Annotated in this window: 17 protein-coding genes and 3 pseudogenes; 9 read left to right on the forward strand and 11 right to left on the reverse strand. The window is 60.0% G+C overall.

What is annotated here, in order from left to right; genetic code table 11:
* Positions 1-49: 49 nt before the first annotated feature.
* The 3 genes and pseudogenes from LU682_RS18010 to glsB all read right to left on the reverse strand — a co-directional run.
* Positions 50-226: pseudogene (locus LU682_RS18010) on the reverse strand (glutaminase); the annotation flags it as partial.
* An 8-nt stretch (positions 227-234) separates the two neighbouring features.
* The gene (locus LU682_RS18015) at positions 235-1,536 is read right to left on the reverse strand and encodes an IS4-like element ISPpu8 family transposase (RefSeq protein ID WP_010952894.1); all 1,302 of its coding nucleotides are present in this window, start codon (positions 1,534-1,536) and stop codon (positions 235-237) included.
* A 108-nt stretch (positions 1,537-1,644) separates the two neighbouring features.
* Positions 1,645-2,388, reverse strand: a pseudogene (gene glsB / locus LU682_RS18020) (glutaminase B); the annotation flags it as partial.
* 391 nt (positions 2,389-2,779) lie between these two features.
* Here glsB and LU682_RS18025 point away from each other — a divergent pair.
* The 3 genes and pseudogenes from LU682_RS18025 (at position 2,780) to LU682_RS18035 (ending at position 6,778) form a co-directional block, all read left to right on the forward strand.
* Positions 2,780-4,130 (forward strand): annotated as a pseudogene (locus LU682_RS18025) (MFS transporter).
* Between the two features lie 21 nt (positions 4,131-4,151).
* Positions 4,152-5,414 carry a gallate dioxygenase gene (locus LU682_RS18030; protein ID WP_004575382.1) on the forward strand — a complete coding sequence of 421 codons (1,263 nt, stop codon included), beginning with the start codon at positions 4,152-4,154 and terminating at the stop codon, positions 5,412-5,414.
* Positions 5,415-5,545: 131 nt separating this feature from the next.
* Positions 5,546-6,778 carry an OprD family porin gene (locus tag LU682_RS18035; RefSeq protein ID WP_010953451.1) on the forward strand — a complete coding sequence of 411 codons (1,233 nt, stop codon included), beginning with the start codon at positions 5,546-5,548 and terminating at the stop codon, positions 6,776-6,778.
* Positions 6,779-6,793: 15 nt separating this feature from the next.
* On the opposite strand, the gene LU682_RS18040 is transcribed toward LU682_RS18035, so the two are convergent.
* Positions 6,794-7,987 carry a LysR family transcriptional regulator gene (locus LU682_RS18040; RefSeq protein WP_232914934.1) on the reverse strand — a complete coding sequence of 398 codons (1,194 nt, stop codon included), beginning with the start codon at positions 7,985-7,987 and terminating at the stop codon, positions 6,794-6,796.
* 117 nt (positions 7,988-8,104) lie between these two features.
* Here LU682_RS18040 and galB point away from each other — a divergent pair, with 117 nt between their 5' ends.
* Genes galB through LU682_RS18055 form a run of 3 tightly spaced genes read left to right on the forward strand, consistent with a single transcriptional unit; the run spans position 8,105 to position 10,682 of the window.
* Positions 8,105-8,881 (forward strand): 4-oxalmesaconate hydratase, encoded by a 777-nt coding sequence (galB, locus tag LU682_RS18045; protein WP_010953449.1) that lies wholly within the window; start codon positions 8,105-8,107, stop codon positions 8,879-8,881.
* Positions 8,878-9,594: a 4-carboxy-4-hydroxy-2-oxoadipate aldolase/oxaloacetate decarboxylase gene (locus LU682_RS18050; RefSeq protein ID WP_010953448.1), complete on the forward strand. Its 717-nt coding sequence runs from the start codon at positions 8,878-8,880 to the stop codon at positions 9,592-9,594. The genes galB and LU682_RS18050 overlap by 4 nt, the downstream gene beginning before the upstream one ends.
* Positions 9,595-9,596: 2 nt before the next feature.
* A complete protein-coding gene (locus tag LU682_RS18055) occupies positions 9,597-10,682 on the forward strand; it encodes a 4-oxalomesaconate tautomerase (protein ID WP_010953447.1) in 1,086 nt (361 codons plus the stop codon).
* Between the two features lie 23 nt (positions 10,683-10,705).
* Here LU682_RS18055 and LU682_RS18060 read toward each other — a convergent pair whose 3' ends face one another.
* The 3 genes from LU682_RS18060 to LU682_RS18070 are packed head-to-tail and all read right to left on the reverse strand — an operon-like array spanning position 10,706 to position 12,158.
* Positions 10,706-11,164 (reverse strand): DUF3429 domain-containing protein, encoded by a 459-nt coding sequence (locus LU682_RS18060; RefSeq protein ID WP_049587655.1) that lies wholly within the window; start codon positions 11,162-11,164, stop codon positions 10,706-10,708.
* A gap of 35 nt (positions 11,165-11,199) precedes the next feature.
* Entirely contained in the window at positions 11,200-11,760 is a 561-nt protein-coding gene (gene folE / locus LU682_RS18065; protein WP_010953446.1) for a GTP cyclohydrolase I FolE, read from the reverse strand.
* Positions 11,745-12,158: a thiol-disulfide oxidoreductase DCC family protein gene (locus tag LU682_RS18070; protein ID WP_010953445.1), complete on the reverse strand. Its 414-nt coding sequence runs from the start codon at positions 12,156-12,158 to the stop codon at positions 11,745-11,747. The genes folE and LU682_RS18070 overlap by 16 nt, the downstream gene beginning before the upstream one ends.
* A gap of 200 nt (positions 12,159-12,358) precedes the next feature.
* On the opposite strand from LU682_RS18070, the gene LU682_RS18075 reads away from it, so the two are divergent.
* On the forward strand, positions 12,359-12,538 hold the full coding sequence (locus LU682_RS18075; RefSeq protein ID WP_049587653.1) for a hypothetical protein: 180 nt from the start codon (positions 12,359-12,361) through the stop codon (positions 12,536-12,538).
* Between the two features lie 687 nt (positions 12,539-13,225).
* On the opposite strand, the gene LU682_RS18080 is transcribed toward LU682_RS18075, so the two are convergent.
* From LU682_RS18080 to LU682_RS18090, 3 genes are all read right to left on the reverse strand, one after another.
* Positions 13,226-13,684, reverse strand: a complete 459-nt coding sequence (locus tag LU682_RS18080; RefSeq protein WP_082412209.1) for an HIT family protein — start codon at positions 13,682-13,684, stop codon at positions 13,226-13,228.
* A 900-nt stretch (positions 13,685-14,584) separates the two neighbouring features.
* Entirely contained in the window at positions 14,585-14,752 is a 168-nt protein-coding gene (locus tag LU682_RS18085) for a hypothetical protein (protein ID WP_061405626.1), read from the reverse strand.
* Between the two features lie 305 nt (positions 14,753-15,057).
* Complete coding sequence (locus LU682_RS18090; protein WP_180689090.1) at positions 15,058-16,041, reverse strand: IS5-like element IS2000 family transposase; 984 nt, start codon at positions 16,039-16,041, stop codon at positions 15,058-15,060.
* A gap of 299 nt (positions 16,042-16,340) precedes the next feature.
* Here LU682_RS18090 and LU682_RS18095 point away from each other — a divergent pair, with 299 nt between their 5' ends.
* A complete protein-coding gene (locus LU682_RS18095) occupies positions 16,341-16,583 on the forward strand; it encodes a hypothetical protein (protein WP_060495175.1) in 243 nt (80 codons plus the stop codon).
* A gap of 149 nt (positions 16,584-16,732) precedes the next feature.
* Positions 16,733-16,996 (forward strand): DUF3077 domain-containing protein, encoded by a 264-nt coding sequence (locus LU682_RS18100; protein ID WP_049587647.1) that lies wholly within the window; start codon positions 16,733-16,735, stop codon positions 16,994-16,996.
* Positions 16,997-17,167: 171 nt separating this feature from the next.
* Here the strand turns inward: LU682_RS18100 and LU682_RS18105 are convergent, their stop codons facing one another.
* Entirely contained in the window at positions 17,168-17,884 is a 717-nt protein-coding gene (locus tag LU682_RS18105; RefSeq protein ID WP_010953441.1) for an SDR family NAD(P)-dependent oxidoreductase, read from the reverse strand.
* Positions 17,885-17,895: the final 11 nt, after the last annotated feature.

The following is a 17,895-nucleotide window of genomic DNA, read 5'->3' on the forward strand; positions in this document are numbered from 1 at the left end:
CGCGTTCTGACCCGCCAAGGCGACGCCTGATTGCCCCTGAGTTCGCTGATCAGAACACCGACCATCCGATCCGCGAACTGAGCAGCTCAAGCGCCGCCATCCCGGCCAGGGAGTTGCCCGCAGCATTCAGCTCTGGCGACCACACGCATACGGTAAATTGCCCCGGTACGATCGCCACGATCCCGCCACCCACGCCACTCTTGCCAGGCAAACCCACCCTGAAGGCCATCCCTTTCAAGGTCTTTTGGTTTTGGCGGCTTTGATGACCCGATCCGTCGAAACATGAGCATGTACAGCCGTCCCTTGCACCCAGGCCTTCGCTTTGAGCACCTTGGGGCCTCGTGGGCTTTTCGCAACCTGTCTGGGCTGGATGTTTCTGGCCAGCTCCAGCAGGCGCTGAGCCAGGTTTTCCATCGGAACAACGGGCATGTACTCGGATGGCAGGGCAATCTGCATGCCTTCGTAACCCCCTCTGATCTGCACCGCCAAGTGATAGATCGAGGCTTCCCAATTCTCGGGCAAGGCATCGCGGTGAGCCTGTTCAACACTTCGCTTGAGCAAGGCCAGAACGTTGTATGCCAGCACGGCAGTGGTGAATCCAAGCAAGGCGGCTCGCGGACTGCCGAGGGTTTCAATTTCACTTTCCAGAATTGCTTCCAACCGCTGGAACATCCCTTCAATGCTCCAGCGGCGCCGATAGAAGTCTGCGATCTGTTGCGCACTGATGCTCTCGGGCAGGTTGCTCCAGAACATCAAGCTGTTATCACCTGAGTCGTTTGGTGAATGAAGCGTTAACTCGACACGTCGCCAGCGGTGCCCGCCTTTTACTTCGATGGATTGCTCGCGCACAGTGCCTGTGGCGACGGGCATCGGTGCTTGCCACTCACCTTCCTGGATCAAGCGTGGATGCTTGGCCTGCTGGCGAATGACAAATGATGTCTTCACCTGTTCGCACGCCTCCATTACAGGCAGCGTGCAGTAGAGACGGTCAGCGATCCAAACCTGATTGGTCTTTGCTTCAGCCAGCAACGGCAAAACACAAACTCGTTCGCTTGCGTAGGCGTCCTCGCACGGCTGGAGGTCAATTACCTGATCCAGGTCGGGGTCGTAAACCACCACCGAAAACCCGGGGCGAGCCGCTCCGCGCTCTTGGCGCAACGCGCCAAGACGCTTTTCGGTAGAGGCCAAGTGGCTGCCATCGACCACCCGAACTTGCCAATCAGGAAGCATGGCTGAGCAGCCCAACTCATGGATTGTCGGCGCCAAGCGCTGCGCGCAGCCTGTCACCAGAGCACGCAACAGGGCAGGTTCGGTTCGACTGATCTTGTCGTACAGAGCTGCCAGGCTGACGGGAAGGTCGTCCAGTTGTCTTGCCGCAGCATGCAGCGATGGCTTCAAGCCCAATGAAACAAGCGACATCAACTTGATAATGGTCGAGAACAGCAGCTCGCGAGAATACTGCCGTTGGCGGTGCTCCTCGAAAACCTGATCGACCCACTCCGGCGCAATGGCCTGCTCCAAGGCAAGTTTGGCCATTACGCTGGCGGGTGCTTTTTTCTCGAATCGCGCTAGTACATCAGCCCACATCGCTCGGGTCTTCCTGACTGGATTTCAGCGAATTCTACCGAAGACCTTGAAAGGGATGACCCTGAAGGCGAAATTCCCCGCCTCATCATACAGCCCGCTGGTGGCCATGATCGAGTTCACTTGTTGGGTCTGGCGCCGCGTCAGGATCTGCTCACCGCTGTGCTTGCAGAACCCATCATTGGCCAGGAAGCAGAATGCCCGCGCCAGGTCCAGGCAGTTCATTTGCAGTGCGCAGTAACTGAAGTAACTGCGCAGCACCGTCTCGACCTCGTTATGGAAGTTGCCAAATGACTGCATCAGGTACGCCATGGCAGCGTTGCGCGCGCGAAACTGATATTCCGAATCAGCGACCCGGGTATTGATCGAGATGTGAGGGTTGCCTGAAAGCCGTCGGACAAAATCGCGCATCGACAACGTGGGGGCCGCGAAGCGCGACTGATTGATATCGCAGATCACCAATGCCCCGGCATTGATGAACGGGTTACGCGGCCGCCCGCGCTCGAACTCCAGCTGCACCAACGAGTTGAACGGCTGCCCCGAAGGCTCATGCCCCAGCCGCTCCCAAATGGCTTCACCCGAATGGCCAATGGCCTGAACTAGGCTGAACACCTTTGAAATGCTCTGCACCGAGAATGGCACCTGCGCGTCGCCTGCGCAGTGGTAACTGCCATCGTTGCCATAGACAGCGATGCCCAGCTGGTTCGCCGGCACGTCAGCCAGCGCGGGAATGTAGTCAGCGACTTTGCCCTTGCCGATCAAGGGACGTACTTCTTCGAGAATCTCGTTCAACAGCGTTTGCATGGAAGGCCCTGTATCAATCCCCAGACGACGGCGAGGGGCAGTCTTCTTGACGAAGACTGAGCGGGAGAGATCACACATTCAGAAACAAATCACCATAAGCGTCATCATCACCAGGAAGCCTGACAACGCCAGCAGCGCATGAGGTCTTTTACAGGCCAACAGCTTGCTGCCGAGCGGCACAGCTTGACGCGACATTAGCGCCGCGAAGTCTGCGATAAAAAAATTGGATATCTCATTAAAGAAATCCCGCAGGCGCTGCCCTGGACCATGGGATTACAGTCCGCCTCACGCCGTCGTCCGGCGGGGTGGTTGCTGCTGGGCCATTACGCGTTCGAAGCCTTACCGGAACCCGGCGCAATTCACACCAATACAAGAACAAAGGTGACCACGCATGCTTAAGCCTCCTGTCGATGCCCCCATCGATGTCAAAGACTGGATCGATAACCGCCCCATTGCTGCCTACCAGTGGCTGATCCTGGTGCTGTGCTTCCTGATCGTGCTGTTCGATGGCTTCGATGTCGCCGTCATGGGTTTCATCGCGCCTTCGCTGATGCAGGACTGGGGCCTGTCGCGCGCCGCCTTTGGCCCGGTGATGAGTGCCGGCATGGTCGGCCTTGCCATCGGCGCGCTGACCGCCGGCCCGTACGCCGACCGGTTGGGCCGCAAGAAAGTGCTGCTGATCGCGGTCAGCGGTTTCAGCCTGCTGAGCCTGGCCTGCGCCTTCGCCCGCAACCCCTATGAGCTGGCTGTGTTACGGCTGCTGACCGGCATTGCCCTGGGTGCGGCCATGCCCAACTGCACCACCCTGCTTGCCGAATACCTGCCCACACGCAACCGCTCGCTGATGATCACCATCATGTTCACCGGCTTCAACATGGGCTCGGGCCTGGGCGGCTTCCTGTCCGCCTGGCTGATACCTCATCACGGCTGGAAGTCGGTACTGCTGGCCGGCGGCCTGCTGCCACTGGCCTTGCTGCCACTGCTGTGGTGGCTGCTGCCAGAGTCCGCTCGCTTCCTCGCCGCACGCCAGGCACCGGCCAGCCAGATTGCGGCAGCCTTGGCCAAGCTTGGCGGCCGCTTCGCTGCCGGCACCCGCTTTACCGTCAGTGAGCCAACCACGCAGCACAAGGCACCGGCCCGGCAGCTGTTCAGCGAGCGCTACCGGTTTGGCACACTGGCCCTGTGGCTGACCTACTTCATGGGCCTGCTGGTGATCTACCTGACCATGGGCTGGTTGCCGACCCTGCTGCGTGATGGCGGGCTGTCCATCGAGCGCGCCGCCACCATCACGGGGCTGTTCCAGATCGGCGGCGCAGTGGGCGCAATCGTGGTCGGCTGGATCATGGACCGACGCAACCCTAACCGGGTCATCGCCATCGCCTACGCCCTCGGCGGCCTGTGCATCGTCTCACTGGGCGCCCTGAGCCTGGAGTCGAGCCTGCTGGTGGTGGGCGTGGCGGCTGCCGGGTTCTGCATGAGCGGTGCGCAGACCGCGCCTGAACGCCTTCGCCCCTGGCTATTACCCGACCGAGTTCCGCGCCACAGGCGTAAGCTGGATGCTCGGTATCGGGCGCTTCGGGGCCATTTTCGGCTCCCTCATCGGTGGTGCCGTGCTCAGCCTGGGGCTGGGCCTGCCGCTGCTGTTCACCCTCCTCGGCCTGCCGGCATTCGCCGCTGCCCTGGCGATCCTGGCCAACGGCCACGCCCGGCTGCGCGCGACCCCCGCAGTAACCGCGCCGTAACCTGTAACAGAGGACTTTCGCATGGCTCGTATCATTGGTGGCCTGGCCGTCTCCCACACCCCAACCATCGGCTTCGCAGTCGACCACGACAAACAGGAAGAAGCCGCCTGGGCGCCGATCTTCGAAAGCTTCGAGCCGATCCGCACGTGGCTGCAGCAGCGCCAGCCGGACGTACTCTTCTATATCTTCAACGACCACATCACCTCGTTCTTCTTTGACCATTACAGCGCCTTCACCCTGGGCGTAGACGAGCAATATGGCGTGGCCGATGAAGGGGGCAACCCGCGGGACCTGCCGCCAGTGGGCGGCCACGCAGCGCTGTCGCGACACATCGGCCAGAGCCTGATGGCCGATGAGTTCGACATGAGCTTTTTCCGCGACAAGCCGCTGGACCACGGCTTCTTCTCGCCCATGTCGGCGCTGCTGCCCTGCGATGAAAGCTGGCCCGTACAGATCGTGCCGCTGCAGGTCGGCGTACTGCAGCTGCCGATACCCACGGCGCGGCGCTGCTACAAACTGGGCCAGGCATTGCGCCGCGCCATCGAGAGCTACCCCGAAGACCTCAAGGTGGCGATCGTCGCCACCGGCGGGGTGTCACACCAGGTGCACGGCGAGCGTTGCGGCTTCAACAACCCAGAGTGGGACGCGCAGTTCCTTGACCTGCTGGTGAACGACCCGCAGCGCCTTACCGAGATGACACTGGCCGAGTACGCCACGCTCGGCGGCATGGAAGGTGCCGAGGTGATTACCTGGCTGATCATGCGTGGCGCGTTGTCTGCCAACGTTGAGCGCAAGCACCAAAGCTACTACCTGCCGTCGATGACCGGCATCGCCACCCTGCTGCTGGAAAACCGTGACCAGGCACTGCCGGCGCCGGTCAACGAACGTCACCGCCAGCACATGCAGCATCAGCTGGCAGGGGCTGAGCAGCTTGAAGGCACCTACCCCTACACCCTGGAGCGCAGTGCCAAGGGCTACCGCCTGAACAAGTTCTTGCATCGCATGATTGAGCCGCAGTGGCGCCAGCGTTTCCTGAGCGAACCCGAAGCGCTGTACCGCGAGGCGGGCCTGAGCGAAGAGGAAAGCGACCTGCTGCGCCGCCGCGACTGGCGTGGGCTGATCCACTATGGGGTGATCTTCTTTGTACTGGAGAAGCTAGGCGCCGTACTGGGTGTGTCCAACCTGGACATTTACGCCGCCATGCGCGGGCAGAGCATCGAGGACTTCATGAAGACCCGTAACCAGCAGGTTCGCTACTCGGTGGCTGGCAAAGCGCCCAACTGACCGATGCAACCCGCTTGATCGTGTGACGGCGCGTCCCGCGCCGCCACCCCCACCGCCCCCTGATTCAACCTGCCCAGCGCCGATGCGCCGCTGGCGGGCAGCGCTTTGCCCATCCCTGGAGAATAAAAATAATGAAATGCCGCACCCTGTACCCGCTCGTCCCCACATTCGCACTGGCAGCCAGCCTGCCACTGCAAGCCCTGGCCGAAGGCTTCGTCGACGATGCCAAGGCAAGCCTGACGTTGCGTAACTTCTACATGAACCGCGACTACACGGGCACGGCAAGCCAAGGCAAAGCCGAGGAATGGACGCAAAGTTTCATCTTCGACTTCAAGTCCGGCTACACCCCCGGCGTGGTCGGTTTCGGCGTTGACGTGCTGGGCCTTTACAGCATCAAACTCGATGGCGGCAAGGGCACCGCCGGCACGCAATTGCTGCCTGTTCACGACGACGGGCGCCCGGCGGACGACTTTGGCCGCACGGCGCTGGCGGGCAAGATGCGGGTTTCCAGGACCGAACTCAAGGTCGGCGAGTGGTCACCCACCCTGCCCATCCTGCGCGCCGATGACGGCCGCTCGCTGCCACAAACCTTGCAGGGCGCGCAGGTCACCTCCAACGAGCTGGCCGGCCTGAGCCTGTATGGCGGCCAGTTCCGCCAGAACAGCCCGCGCAACGACGCCAGCATGCAGGACATGAGCCTGTTCACGCGCACAGCCTTCACCTCGGACCGTTTCAACTTCGCCGGCGGCGAATACCGCTTCAACCAGGAGCGCACCCTGGTCGGCGCCTGGTATGCCCAGCTGGAAGACATCTACCAGCAGCGCTACTTCCAGGTGCAGCATCAACAGCCGCTGGGCAACTGGGTACTGGGCGCCAACCTGGGCTACTTCTGGGGCAAGGACGACGGTGGCGCCAAGGCAGGCGAACTGAACAACCGCACCGCTTCGGGCCTGTTCTCGGCGAAGCTGGGTGGCAACACGTTCTACGTCGGCTTGCAGAAGGTCATGGGCGATGATGAATGGTTCCGGGTCAACGGCGCCAGCGGCGGCACGCTGGCCAACGACGCCTTCGGCTCCAGCTACGAAAGCGCCCGCGAACGCTCCTGGCAGGTGCGCCACGACTTCAACTTCGTGGTGCTTGGCATACCCGGCCTGACCCTGATGAACCGCTACATCCACGGCTACAACGTGCACAACGCCAGCACCCAGGGCCGCGAAAGCGAGCTGGCCTATGTGGTCCAGTCCGGGCCGTTCAAGGCCCTGAACCTCAAGTGGCGCAACTCCAGCCAGCGCCGGGACTGGGGCAGCACCAACAGTTTCGATGAGAACAGGCTGATCGTCAGCTACCCGCTGAGCCTACTTTAAGGCACCCTCCTGGGCTCACGCCTGCTCGGTGATGACCTGGCGGATACAGGCCATCAGCGCGACTGCCGCCGGTGACTGCAGGCAGCCACTGCGCTGCATGAGGCCGATGGCGCGGGCAGTGCCGGGCAGTGCCAGCGGCAGGCGTTGCAGTTCGCCGCTGGCAATCTCGTAAGCCAACTGGTGCGCAGACACCGCCGCCAGCATGTCCGAACGCACCAGTAGGCCACGGATAACCGCCAGATCAGCGCTTTCCACCACCGGCCACGGCGCTGTCAGGCCCGCGGCGGCGAAGCAGTTGTCGAGCAGCTGACGGGCCGGCGAGCCGGCCCGCGGCAACACCCAGCGCGCCTGGTGCACGCCCTTGAGCGTCAGGCGAGTGTGCAACAGCGGGTGCCCCCGACGGGCCAGCACCACCATTTCCTCGTTGATGAGCGGCTCGCCCACCAGGTCGCTGGCATAGTCGTGAGGCCGCAACGCGCCCAAGACGAAATCCACATCCCCTACCCGCAGCTCGGTTGCCAGCAGGTCGAACGGGCTTTCGTTGGTCACCACACGAACCTGTGGGTGCTGGGCCGTGAAGCGTAAAATGGCATCCGGCAGAATGCGCGAGCGGCCCAACGGCAACGCGCCGACATGCACCACCCCGCGCAGGGTGCCTTGCATCGCGCTCAGGTCACTGTCCAGCAGGCGCAACTCGTTCAGCGCCCGGCGGATGGGGAACAGAATGTCCCGGCTGGCCACAGTGGGCTGCAGGCCACGCGACGTGCGCACGAACAAGGGCTGTCCGCACCCGCCTTCGAGCACTTTCAAAGCAGCACTGACCGCCGGCTGGCTAAGGCCGAAGTGCCGCGCCACGGTTTGCATGTGCCGTGTTTCACAGAGCTTCACGAACACCTGCAGGCGCCGCGCCTGAAACAGGTAGAGGGGCTCGCCCTGCGCGGTGCCCAGCAAACTCGGCACGCCGTCCAGTTCCGCCAGCACGCGCTGTGCACGCGGCAGCAGGCACTCGCCATAGTCGGTCAGGCGCATGCCATTGGCATGGCGCTCGAACAGGGGCACGGCAAAGCGCGCCTCCAATTCGGCGATGGCGCGGGTGACTACGGACTGAGCACGGAACAGCACCTCCGTCGCCCGCGAAACGCTGCCCAGCTCGGCTACCCGGATGAACGCGCGGACTTGCATCAGGTTGGGCAGTTCGACATCGATCATAAGGGCTCCCGGCGCTCGGCTCGTGACTGCGGCGACTATGCCTCTACCCCGCTTGCCCGGCAATAAATAAAACGCATAGCCGTTGCAAATGAACGCATTAGTGCCCTGCACAGGCCAATGACATCCTGCGCCCACCCCCACTGCAGGAGCCAACGAAACATGAATACCCCACAAAAATCCGCCCTGGTGGTCAGCGCACATTCCGCCGACTTTGTCTGGCGTGCCGGTGGCGCCATTGCGCTGCACGCTGAGCAAGGCTATGCCATGCACGTGGTCTGCCTGTCTTTCGGTGAGCGTGGTGAGTCTGCCAAGCTGTGGCGCAAGGGTGAAATGACCGAAGCCAAGGTCAAGGACGCACGCCGTGAAGAGGCCATGGCGGCGGCCGAAATCCTCGGTGCCAGCGTGGAGTTCTTCGACATCGGCGACTATCCGATGCGCGCCGACAAGGACACCCTGTTCCGCCTGGCCGATGTGTATCGCCGGGTACAACCGGAGTTCGTACTCAGCCACTCCCTCAAAGACCCTTACAACTACGACCACCCGCTGGCCATGCACCTGGCCCAGGAAGCCCGCATTATCGCGCAGGCTGAAGGCTACAAGCCGGGCGAGAAGATCGTTGGCGCACCGCCGGTCTACGCCTTTGAGCCGCACCAGCCCGAGCAGTGCGAATGGCGCCCGGACACGTTCCTGGACATTACCTCGGTGTGGGACAAAAAGTATGCCGCCATCCAGTGCATGGCCGGCCAGGAACACCTCTGGGAGTACTACACCCGTGTAGCCCTGCAGCGCGGCGTGCAGGCCAAGCGTAACGTGGGCATAACCAGCGCACGCAACATCGTCTACGCCGAAGGCCTGCAGAGCGTGTTCCCACGCGTGACGGAGAACCTGGCATGAGCGGGCTGATCGGCAAGACCGGCATCGTCGTGCGTAATATCCCACGCGTTGAGCCACACATGATCGATGCCCTGGGCCGGCTGGGTGTCGCCACGGTGCATGAGGCCCAAGGTCGCAAGGGGCTGCTCAATACTGCCGTGCGCCCTATCCAGCAAGGTGTGGCGGTGGCCGGCAGCGCGGTAACCGTGCTGGTGGCCCCAGGCGACAACTGGATGTTCCATGTTGCCGTGGAGCAGTGCCGCCCAGGCGACGTACTGGTGGTGGCGCCCAGCTCGCCGTGCAGCGATGGCTATTTCGGCGACCTGCTGGCGACCTCGCTCCAGGCCCGCGGCGTGCTCGGCCTGGTGATCGATGCGGGCGTGCGCGACAGCCAGACACTGCGCGACATGGGCTTTGCCGTGTGGTCCCGCGCCATCAACGCCCAAGGTACGGTGAAAGAGGTGCTGGGCTCGGTGAACCTGCCGCTGCTGTGTGCCGGGCAGCTCGTCAATGCCGGTGACATCGTGGTGGCCGATGACGACGGCGTAGTGGTGGTGCGCCATGGCGAAGCCCAGGCGGTACTCGAAGCCGCCACCCAGCGCGCCGACCTGGAAGAACGCAAACGCCTGCGCCTGGCCGCCGGAGAGCTTGGCCTGGACATCTACGAGATGCGCCCGCGCCTGGCGGCGAAGGGCCTGCGTTATGTCGACCACCTCACCGACCTGGAAGGCTGAACATGGGCCAGACCCGCATACCCTGCCTGCTGATGCGCGGCGGCACCTCCAAGGGCGCCTATTTTTTGCATGACGACCTGCCCGCCCCTGGCCCGCTGCGTGACCGGGTGCTGCTGGCGGTGATGGGCTCGCCCGATGCCCGGCAGATTGACGGCATCGGCGGCGCCGACTCGCTCACCAGCAAAGTCGCCATCATCCGCGCTTCGCAGCGCGATGACGCCGACGTGGACTACCTGTTCGCTCAGGTGGTGGTGGACGAGGCGCGGGTGGACTATGGGCAAAACTGCGGCAACATTCTGGCCGGCGTAGGGCCGTTCGCCCTTGAGCGCGGCCTGGTGGCCGCCAGCGGCGCGAGCACACCGGTGCGCATCTTCATGGAAAACACCGGGCAGATCGCCGTCGCCCAGGTGCCGACCGCCGATGGCCAGGTGGAGTATGCCGGCGATACCCGTATTGATGGGGTGCCGGGCCGTGCGGCGGCGCTGGTGGTCACGTTTGCCGACGTGGCCGGCGCCAGCTGCGGAGCACTGTTGCCCACCGGCAACAGCCGCGACTGTGTCGAGGGTGTGGAAGTCACCTGCATCGACAACGGCATGCCGGTGGTACTGCTGTGTGCCGAGGACCTTGGCGTGACCGGTTACGAGCCGTGCGAAACGCTGGAGGCCGACAGCGCACTGAAAACACGCCTGGAAGCCATCCGCCTGCAACTGGGCCCACGCATGAACCTGGGTGATGTCAGCCAGCGCAATGTGCCGAAGATGTGCCTGCTGTCGGCACCGCGCAACGGCGGCACGGTCAATACGCGCTCGTTCATCCCGCACCGCTGCCATGCGTCCATCGGGGTGTTTGGTGCGGTGAGTGTTGCTACGGCCTGCTTGATTGAAGGGTCGGTTGCACAGGGCCTTGCCAGCACGTCCGGCGGTGATCGTCAGCGTTTGGCGGTGGAGCATCCGAGTGGGGAATTTACGGTGGAAATCAGCCTGGAACATGGCGTGATCAAGGGGTGCGGGTTGGTGAGGACGGCCCGTTTGCTGTTTGACGGGGTTGTGTGCATCGGGCGAGATACTTGGGGTGGGCCGGAGAAGTGACTCATCAATGGTTGCTTGGGGTTTCAAAAATGAATGGACACCGCAAGTGCACTGACCAGCAAACAGAGGCTCGCGACAGCCGTTAAATGCACGCGCATCGGCAGATACCACCCAGGCACGGCTTGCGCCAGCTTGCGATCCTGCCAAAGATGGCCGACAAAACCAGAGGTCAACACCAGACACCCCACCGGCACAGGCAGCAACGTGCCAACCCAACCGATCAGGGCCGGTATAACGCTCCACACCAGTCGCTCTTGACGCTGCTTTGCGGGCAAATCCTGCAACGTCATGGCGAACCCCCAGTGAAGGGCACCGACGAAGCTCAATATCACCGCGCCATAGCCGACCAGCATCATCGAGAAAAACGCTCGATATTCAGCCCAAAAAAGGATGAGCAGCGTCAAACCAATAAACGGCAGCAGGCCGCCGTAACCCAGGACAGTGAAGCGGCTTGGAGATAAAGCAGTAGCAACGGAACTCATCTGGGCGCCCCTTCGCAACGGTTCAAGATCGGATGTCAATTGTGTCGTCCAATGAGGTTCAGGAATTCGTGTCGCGTCGAGGGGGCGTCGCGAAATGCACCTAACATCACGGATGAAATCATCACCGAGTTCTGCTTCTCTACACCGCGCATCATCATGCACATATGCTTGGCTTCGATCACGACCCCCACCCCTGCAGCATCCGTGACTTCCTGCACGGCATACGCAATTTGCCGCGTGAGGTTTTCCTGTATCTGTAAACGACGGGCGAACATATCCACCACGCGTGCAACCTTGGAAAGGCCTAACACACGCCCTGTTGGCAGGTACGCGACATGCGCCTTGCCAATAAACGGCAGCATGTGGTGTTCGCACAATGAGTAGAGCTCAATGTCACGCACCACAATCATTTCATCGTTTTCACTCTCGAACAGAGCACCGTTTACGACCTCGTGAAGATCCTGGGCATACCCGTTGCACAAGTACTGCATCGCTTTTGCCGCACGCCGGGGGGTGTCCAGAAGCCCTTCGCGCTGCGGGTTTTCACCAATACCGACCAGGATTTCATGGTAGTGCTCGGCTAACGAATGTGACATTTGGACTCCTCACCGTTACAACGGTGCCCGCCATCGGGATGTGGTAGCCAGGCCAAGTGTGGCCTCAATCGACAGAACAGCCTGTAAAGAACCGAAAACAGGGGACGTAGCGGACGCCAAGCCAGTGGCGCGACCCACAGGCCCACATCGGCAGCACGCCAACTCCACAAGGTGGCGTCCAAGCCTGTAACCCAGTGCCCGCTCGCGAACCTTCCATGCAGGCATGACCTCAGTTGCTCAACCGTCAAGCCCAACGCCCCTGCATCGAAATCATCAGCACTGATGTCAACCAGGATGAGCTTTCCCCCGGTCGATTGCCTGCGCAGGAAGGCTATCTCCCGAGCGCACAATGGGCAGGCGCCGTCGAAGTACAGGGTGAAGGGCCACTTGCAATACATGTACAACCTCTCATGCTTGTACAAGTTTTTGTATAAGTTAGCTGAAACCAGGAAATTCGCAATGGGGGGCTGGGGGCGCGCCGATGGATTTGTGTTGCCGGTGAGATCGAGCGCCGCACCCGGATTTGCTAAGATCGCGGCCTTTCCGCTGGGTGAACTGCGTATTCACCCGAGCCCTTTGCAGCCTGCTGGAACACCCGATGAACAAACTGATCCTGCCTTTCGCCATCTTCGTTAGCGTCATCATCACAGGGAAGATCGCCGAGCATTACGGCCTGGAGGGCAGCTGGAAAGTCGGCCTACTGTGCATCGTTGCAGCTGCCGTCCAGATCGCGGTTACCCGCTTTCAGCGCCACCAGCGGCAGAAAGCCGAGCTTTGAGGGGGGGCGCGGGGCCCTCTGGATGATCACGTTATGGGGACCTTTCTTTCACCCAATTTTCACAGTGGCTTGGGCAGGATGAAGCTATCCCTACGTGATAGTACTTAGCCCGCCTCGGCGGGTTTTCTTTTGCCCGCCTGTTTCCTGTTTAAGTTTTGAGGAACGGGAGCGGGTCGAAAAATCAGAAATAACCCCTTCCTTGTAGGCCATTTCCCAAAGATACTCCTCGCGCCTGATTTTCTTTGCACATGGAAATAGTCAGCCCTAGTCTCGGCCTGTCGCCACCCATTGGCGGCACGGTTTTGACAGACCGTGGTTCACTGAGAGCATGTGCGATGCCAGTTATGGCAGCTGTGCGTGGGTTACCTTCGTGTGTGCAGGGATTCTCAGTGCCCCCGGTCTGTCAACCCACAAACAGCTGCACTGAGAGGGTTTATGCTGAACATGTATTCGATTCATGTACCCCACCTACGGGCAGTTTCTGCCTGAGTGCTTCAGTGAGAACTCGAAATCCACGGGTTCTCGTACTGGAGACCTTATGGTATGGCGGGCTTGTAGAGGGCAGTTGAACGCAGGGCTATTTCAGCACAGGTCAGATCGCCTGTGCTGACTTGATTGGAGAATCCTTGGTTCTTTGCACGCAATGATGGGATTGGGGGACTTGAACGCATTAGAGCAACAAATCAATTAGTTACAAGACTTTATATGGGCAGCAAGTTCAGATAGTATCTTATCATCCGCCCTAACCGAATCATGTGAAGAAATATATCCTTCATATTTCTCAAAATACTTATCTACACTTGAGCTTATCTTTTTAAACGTACTATCAACGCCTGTACCGTGCATGGGGAACAACTTCGCATGTAGATGATCAACACCGTAGCCTTCTAGGATCATACCGGTTCTACCTACGCCCGGTAACGCCCTATCAATCAACAGCGCGGTTTTTTTCGCAGCCAACACTAAGTCCCGAATAACCGAGTCGGACTGCTCAAAGGCATAACTACCATAGTGCAATTTAGGAATAACCACAGCAAAGCCTGGCGTATTAGGAAAAATTGACAAAAATGACATATGACCTTCATCCTCCCATATAATATGGCAAGGTGAAGTACCGCTTACAATCTGGCAAAAAATGCAACTCACTCAATCACCCACTTATCATTCATAATAATATTTCGCTACATATTTACAAGATATACTAGCGGCATCCCATTCTATATAACTTTAGCGATGACTGCCGAAGACGCGAGACGCTATAAAGGCGATGACGCCTGATGACAACAGCGGTAATGTTAAAGTTCAGCGGCCCAAAGCTCGGCACGAGACCGCCTGGGTGAGGACCGATGGAAGCAACAGTCAATGGCTTAAGACTTTTTTCGGCAGGAATCGTCGTCAGCGGCGGGTTGTCAGATGCGGTGGTATTGCTGCCAACACTTGCTTGCGCAACAGCAGAAGCACCAAGTAGCACCGCAGCTAGCCCATGAGACCCATTTTTGCTTCATCTTTCATATAAAATCCTTTTATTTATTGCGAGTGATTATCATGACGCATCCGGACTTTAGTCGTTCGATGCCTACGAGTCAACTGTATGAGCCGAATCTGGCTTTGGAATAAGTAGCGCACAGCCGTTAGCCGGTTATGAGTTACCACACACCATGGCGCCTGAGCGGGCGGCGGAGATCGTCAAGGCTGGATGCCGGCCCGCTCTGGGTTTTCGCTGGTTCTCCGTAGGTAAAGCAGTCGGCAACGTGCGTAACCAAGGGCCAGAACTGATTAAACCGGTCAGTGAGGAGAGCCGCCAAGGCGACCTAGAGCTCTAAGCTGGTAGTCGGTGATTGCCTGGCACTGCGATTCTGCAATCAGGCGAAGCCGCTCGACCCTCCGAGGGCGAAGGCCATTGGCTGATAGCCACCAGGTAGAGGGCGGCACTCAGCAGTGGCTGATCCACCGGGCGGACCTTGCGTAGGTAGTCGCAGGCCGCGAGCACGACCATCACACGCAGGAACAAGTCTTGGGCAGTCAGCGCTGAAATCAGGATGTTTTTCATATCAGGCACCTCGCGCCGTGACGAACGACCCCCATGGCAGCCTTGAGCGCGGGGATGATGTTCATGGCGGTGAGGCCGAGTACGAACACTACCCCGCACAGCAGATCATCGGTGACCGCAAGCTCAAGCTTTGGGGCAAGCCAGGCGGTGACCGGTGGGGTCATGTAGACCGACAATCTACTGATCGACCTGATTCCGCAGCCCAACCTTTCTTTTGCCCGCCTGTTTCCTGTTTAAGTTTTGAGGAACGGGAGCGGGTCGAAAAATCAGAAATTACCCCTTCCTTGTAGGCCATTTCCCAAAGATACTCCTCGCGCCTGATTTTCGTTGCACATGGAAATAGTCAGCCCTAGGGAAACTCCGAACAAGTTGCTCATCAGTCGAAAATGGGCAGCTTAGGGATGCCGAAAAGCCCGATTTTCAGTCGCTGATTATTGGATAACCAAGGCAAAGCCTTGGTTATCTGGACTCACGGGCGCACCTCTCCCGCAGCAGGCAATAATTGCCGGCGCACCATCCACAGATTCGACAGGGCAAACAGCGTGGTCAGTTGCGCCGTGTTCTTGGCCAAGCCACGAAAACGAGTCTTCACATAGCCGAACTGGCGTTTGACCACCCGGAACGGGTGCTCCACCTTCGCACGCACTTGCGCCTTGGCCTTTTCGATCTTGCGCTTGGCTTGGTAGAGCACGCTGCGTTTGCTCAAGTGCTTGTAGGTGCTGCGGCGGGCAGCGACCTGCCATATCACCTGCCGTCCCTCGTGTTCTGGCCGCTTTTCCAAGCCTGTGTAACCCGCATCCGCACACACGACATTCTCTTCGCCATGCAATAGCTGAGCGACCTCCGTCACGTCAGCTACGTTCGCGGCGGTACCATGAACGTGATGCACCAGACCCGATTCAGCATCCGCGCCGATGTGGGCCTTCATGCCGAAATAGTACTGGTTGCCCTTCTTCGTTTGATGCATTTCAGGATCGCGCTTGCCTTCCTTGTTCTTGGTCGAACTGGGCGCGTGGATGATGGTAGCGTCGACAATGGTGCCCTGGCGCAACGACAGGCCCTTGTCTTGCAGGTAATTGTTGATGGTTTCCAGAATGCCGGCCGCCAACTGATGCTTCTCCAGCAGGTGCCGGAAGTTCATGATCGTCGTGTCTTCGGGGATCGGAGCGCTGAGCGTCAGACGAGCGAACTGGCGCATCGAAGTGATCTCGTACAGCGCCTCTTCCATGGCGGGATCGCTCAAAGAGAACCAATTCTGCAGCAGGTGAATGCGCAGCATGGTTTCCAGAGGATAAGGCTTGCGGCCACCGCCAGCCTTTGGGTAGTGAGGCTCGATCAACGCCACCAGTCCACTCCACGGAACCACCTGTTCCATCTCGGCCAGGAAACGCTCGCGACGGGTTTGCTTGCGCTTACCGGCGTACTCGAAATCGGAAAAGCTCATCTGGCTCATGGGATGGCGGACTTGTAGAAGGCAGTTGGACGGAGGGCTATTTCAGCACAGGTCAGATGGCCTGTGCTGACTTGATCGGAGAATCCCTAGTCTCGGCCTGTCGCTGCCAATTCAGCGACCGGTTTTGACAGACCGCTGACGTTGTCCTCATGTGCTCGCTTTCATGGCGGCTGTACGTGTGGGCACCCTGTGGTGCGCCGAGTGCCAACGTCTCGGTCTGTCAACCCGCGTACAGCTGCCACCATCTTGTTTGACAGCAAGGTTGAGGTAGCTCCACTTTCCGACGTTGGAGTTACGCCATGCTCAAGATCGTTCCAGACCCACCCCACCGGTCCCTCTGCCTTGAAGACACCCTGATCCAGGCCACGGATTACGCGCTTTGCGCTGCAACTGTCGTGCATCAGGCAATCCTGCTGCAGCCCAAGTCACCCGCGTCGATTCTGATGATGACCTCGATGCATGAACTGGAGACCTTGAGAGCTTTGCTCGAGTCCGCAATAGCCCAAGTGCAGATGCCCAGTGAACCTCGGACTATGCATTGACGTGTCGCTGATGTACTGCCTGGGCCGGCGTCTTCGCGGATACCCTCCCCGGCACTCCCTCAGCCTTGAAGACTGCCGTGCTCCCGTAGGAGCGGGTTCACCCGCGAATAGGCCCGTACAGGCTGAAGCAATCTTGGGGAAACTGAACAATGTCCACAGAAGAAACCAAATTCACCGTCGGCAAAACCACCTTCTACCAAGGTGAAAACCAGACCCATCCCCTCTTCCGCATCGAAGCCGGCATACCTTGCCAGAGTGCCCGTGAACAGGCTTCGGAGCTGATGGGCTATGCACGGGACATGACTCTGGATGGATTGATGGAGGACAAACCTCAGTTGATCTGGGCTTCGCACTACCTTTGCACGTTAGCCAAGGCACTGATGGATGATGCTGAACTGGGCATGATGCGCTGAATGACTCATCATCGACTGGGTGCCTTCAAGACCTATGCGTCTCCCGATTTTGAAGGCGACCCAACGACCTAGCCCCTTGCCTCTTTTCTCGCTGGACGCGGTCCAAGATTCAGTTCCATCGACTGAGACATCAAAGCCGAACCCTCACGCAAAGGCTCCGGTGCTTTGGCCTCAGAAGCGCTCATCACCGATGGCCGGCAAGATCAGCTCCCGTACGAACGAAGCCCCGGACAAGCGCAACAGCGCGTCGACCATGGTGACCACATCATGCACCGGTACCTGGCGCCGCTCGCCACTTGCTGCGGCTTGTGCCAATGGCGTGTTCAGGGAGTCGTCGGTATTCAGATAACCCAGTTGGAGCACGGTCACGGCCAGGTTGTCATCCCTGAAACCTTCGCGCAGCGCATCAGCCATGCCGTTGAGGGCGAACTTTGAGGCGCCGAACGCTACCTCCGGGCGCCCACTCTGGCGAAGAGCTGAGGTCGAACCAGTGAGGATCAACTGCGGCCGGGGCGCACCAAGCAACTTGGGCACCAGGCGCTTGAGCAGAAGCAGCGTGGCCGTGATGTTCACCTCGACCAGCCTGGTGATCGATTCGTCGCTGTCGTCAAGGAATGCATAGTGCTCGCTGAAGGCGTGTTCTTCCCAGATGCCAACGTTGTAGATCAGGACATCCAGATCGGCAGGTGCCCGATCCGCGATCTGTGCTACAGCCGCCGTTGGCTTGGCAAGGTCGGCATCGACCCACTGCAGGTCGATGCCCGGGGCAAGGGCCAAGTCTGACGGCTGTTTGCGTGATACGCCGATCAGCGTGTCCCCTGGCTTGCCGAGCCCTTCGAGCAAAGCCCGGCCCAACCCTCTGCCGGCGCCTACGATCATCATTTTCATCCGTTGCTCCT

This window comes from Pseudomonas alloputida, from assembly GCF_021283545.2.
In the GTDB taxonomy this organism is placed as follows: Bacteria; Pseudomonadota; Gammaproteobacteria; order Pseudomonadales; family Pseudomonadaceae; genus Aquipseudomonas; species Aquipseudomonas alloputida.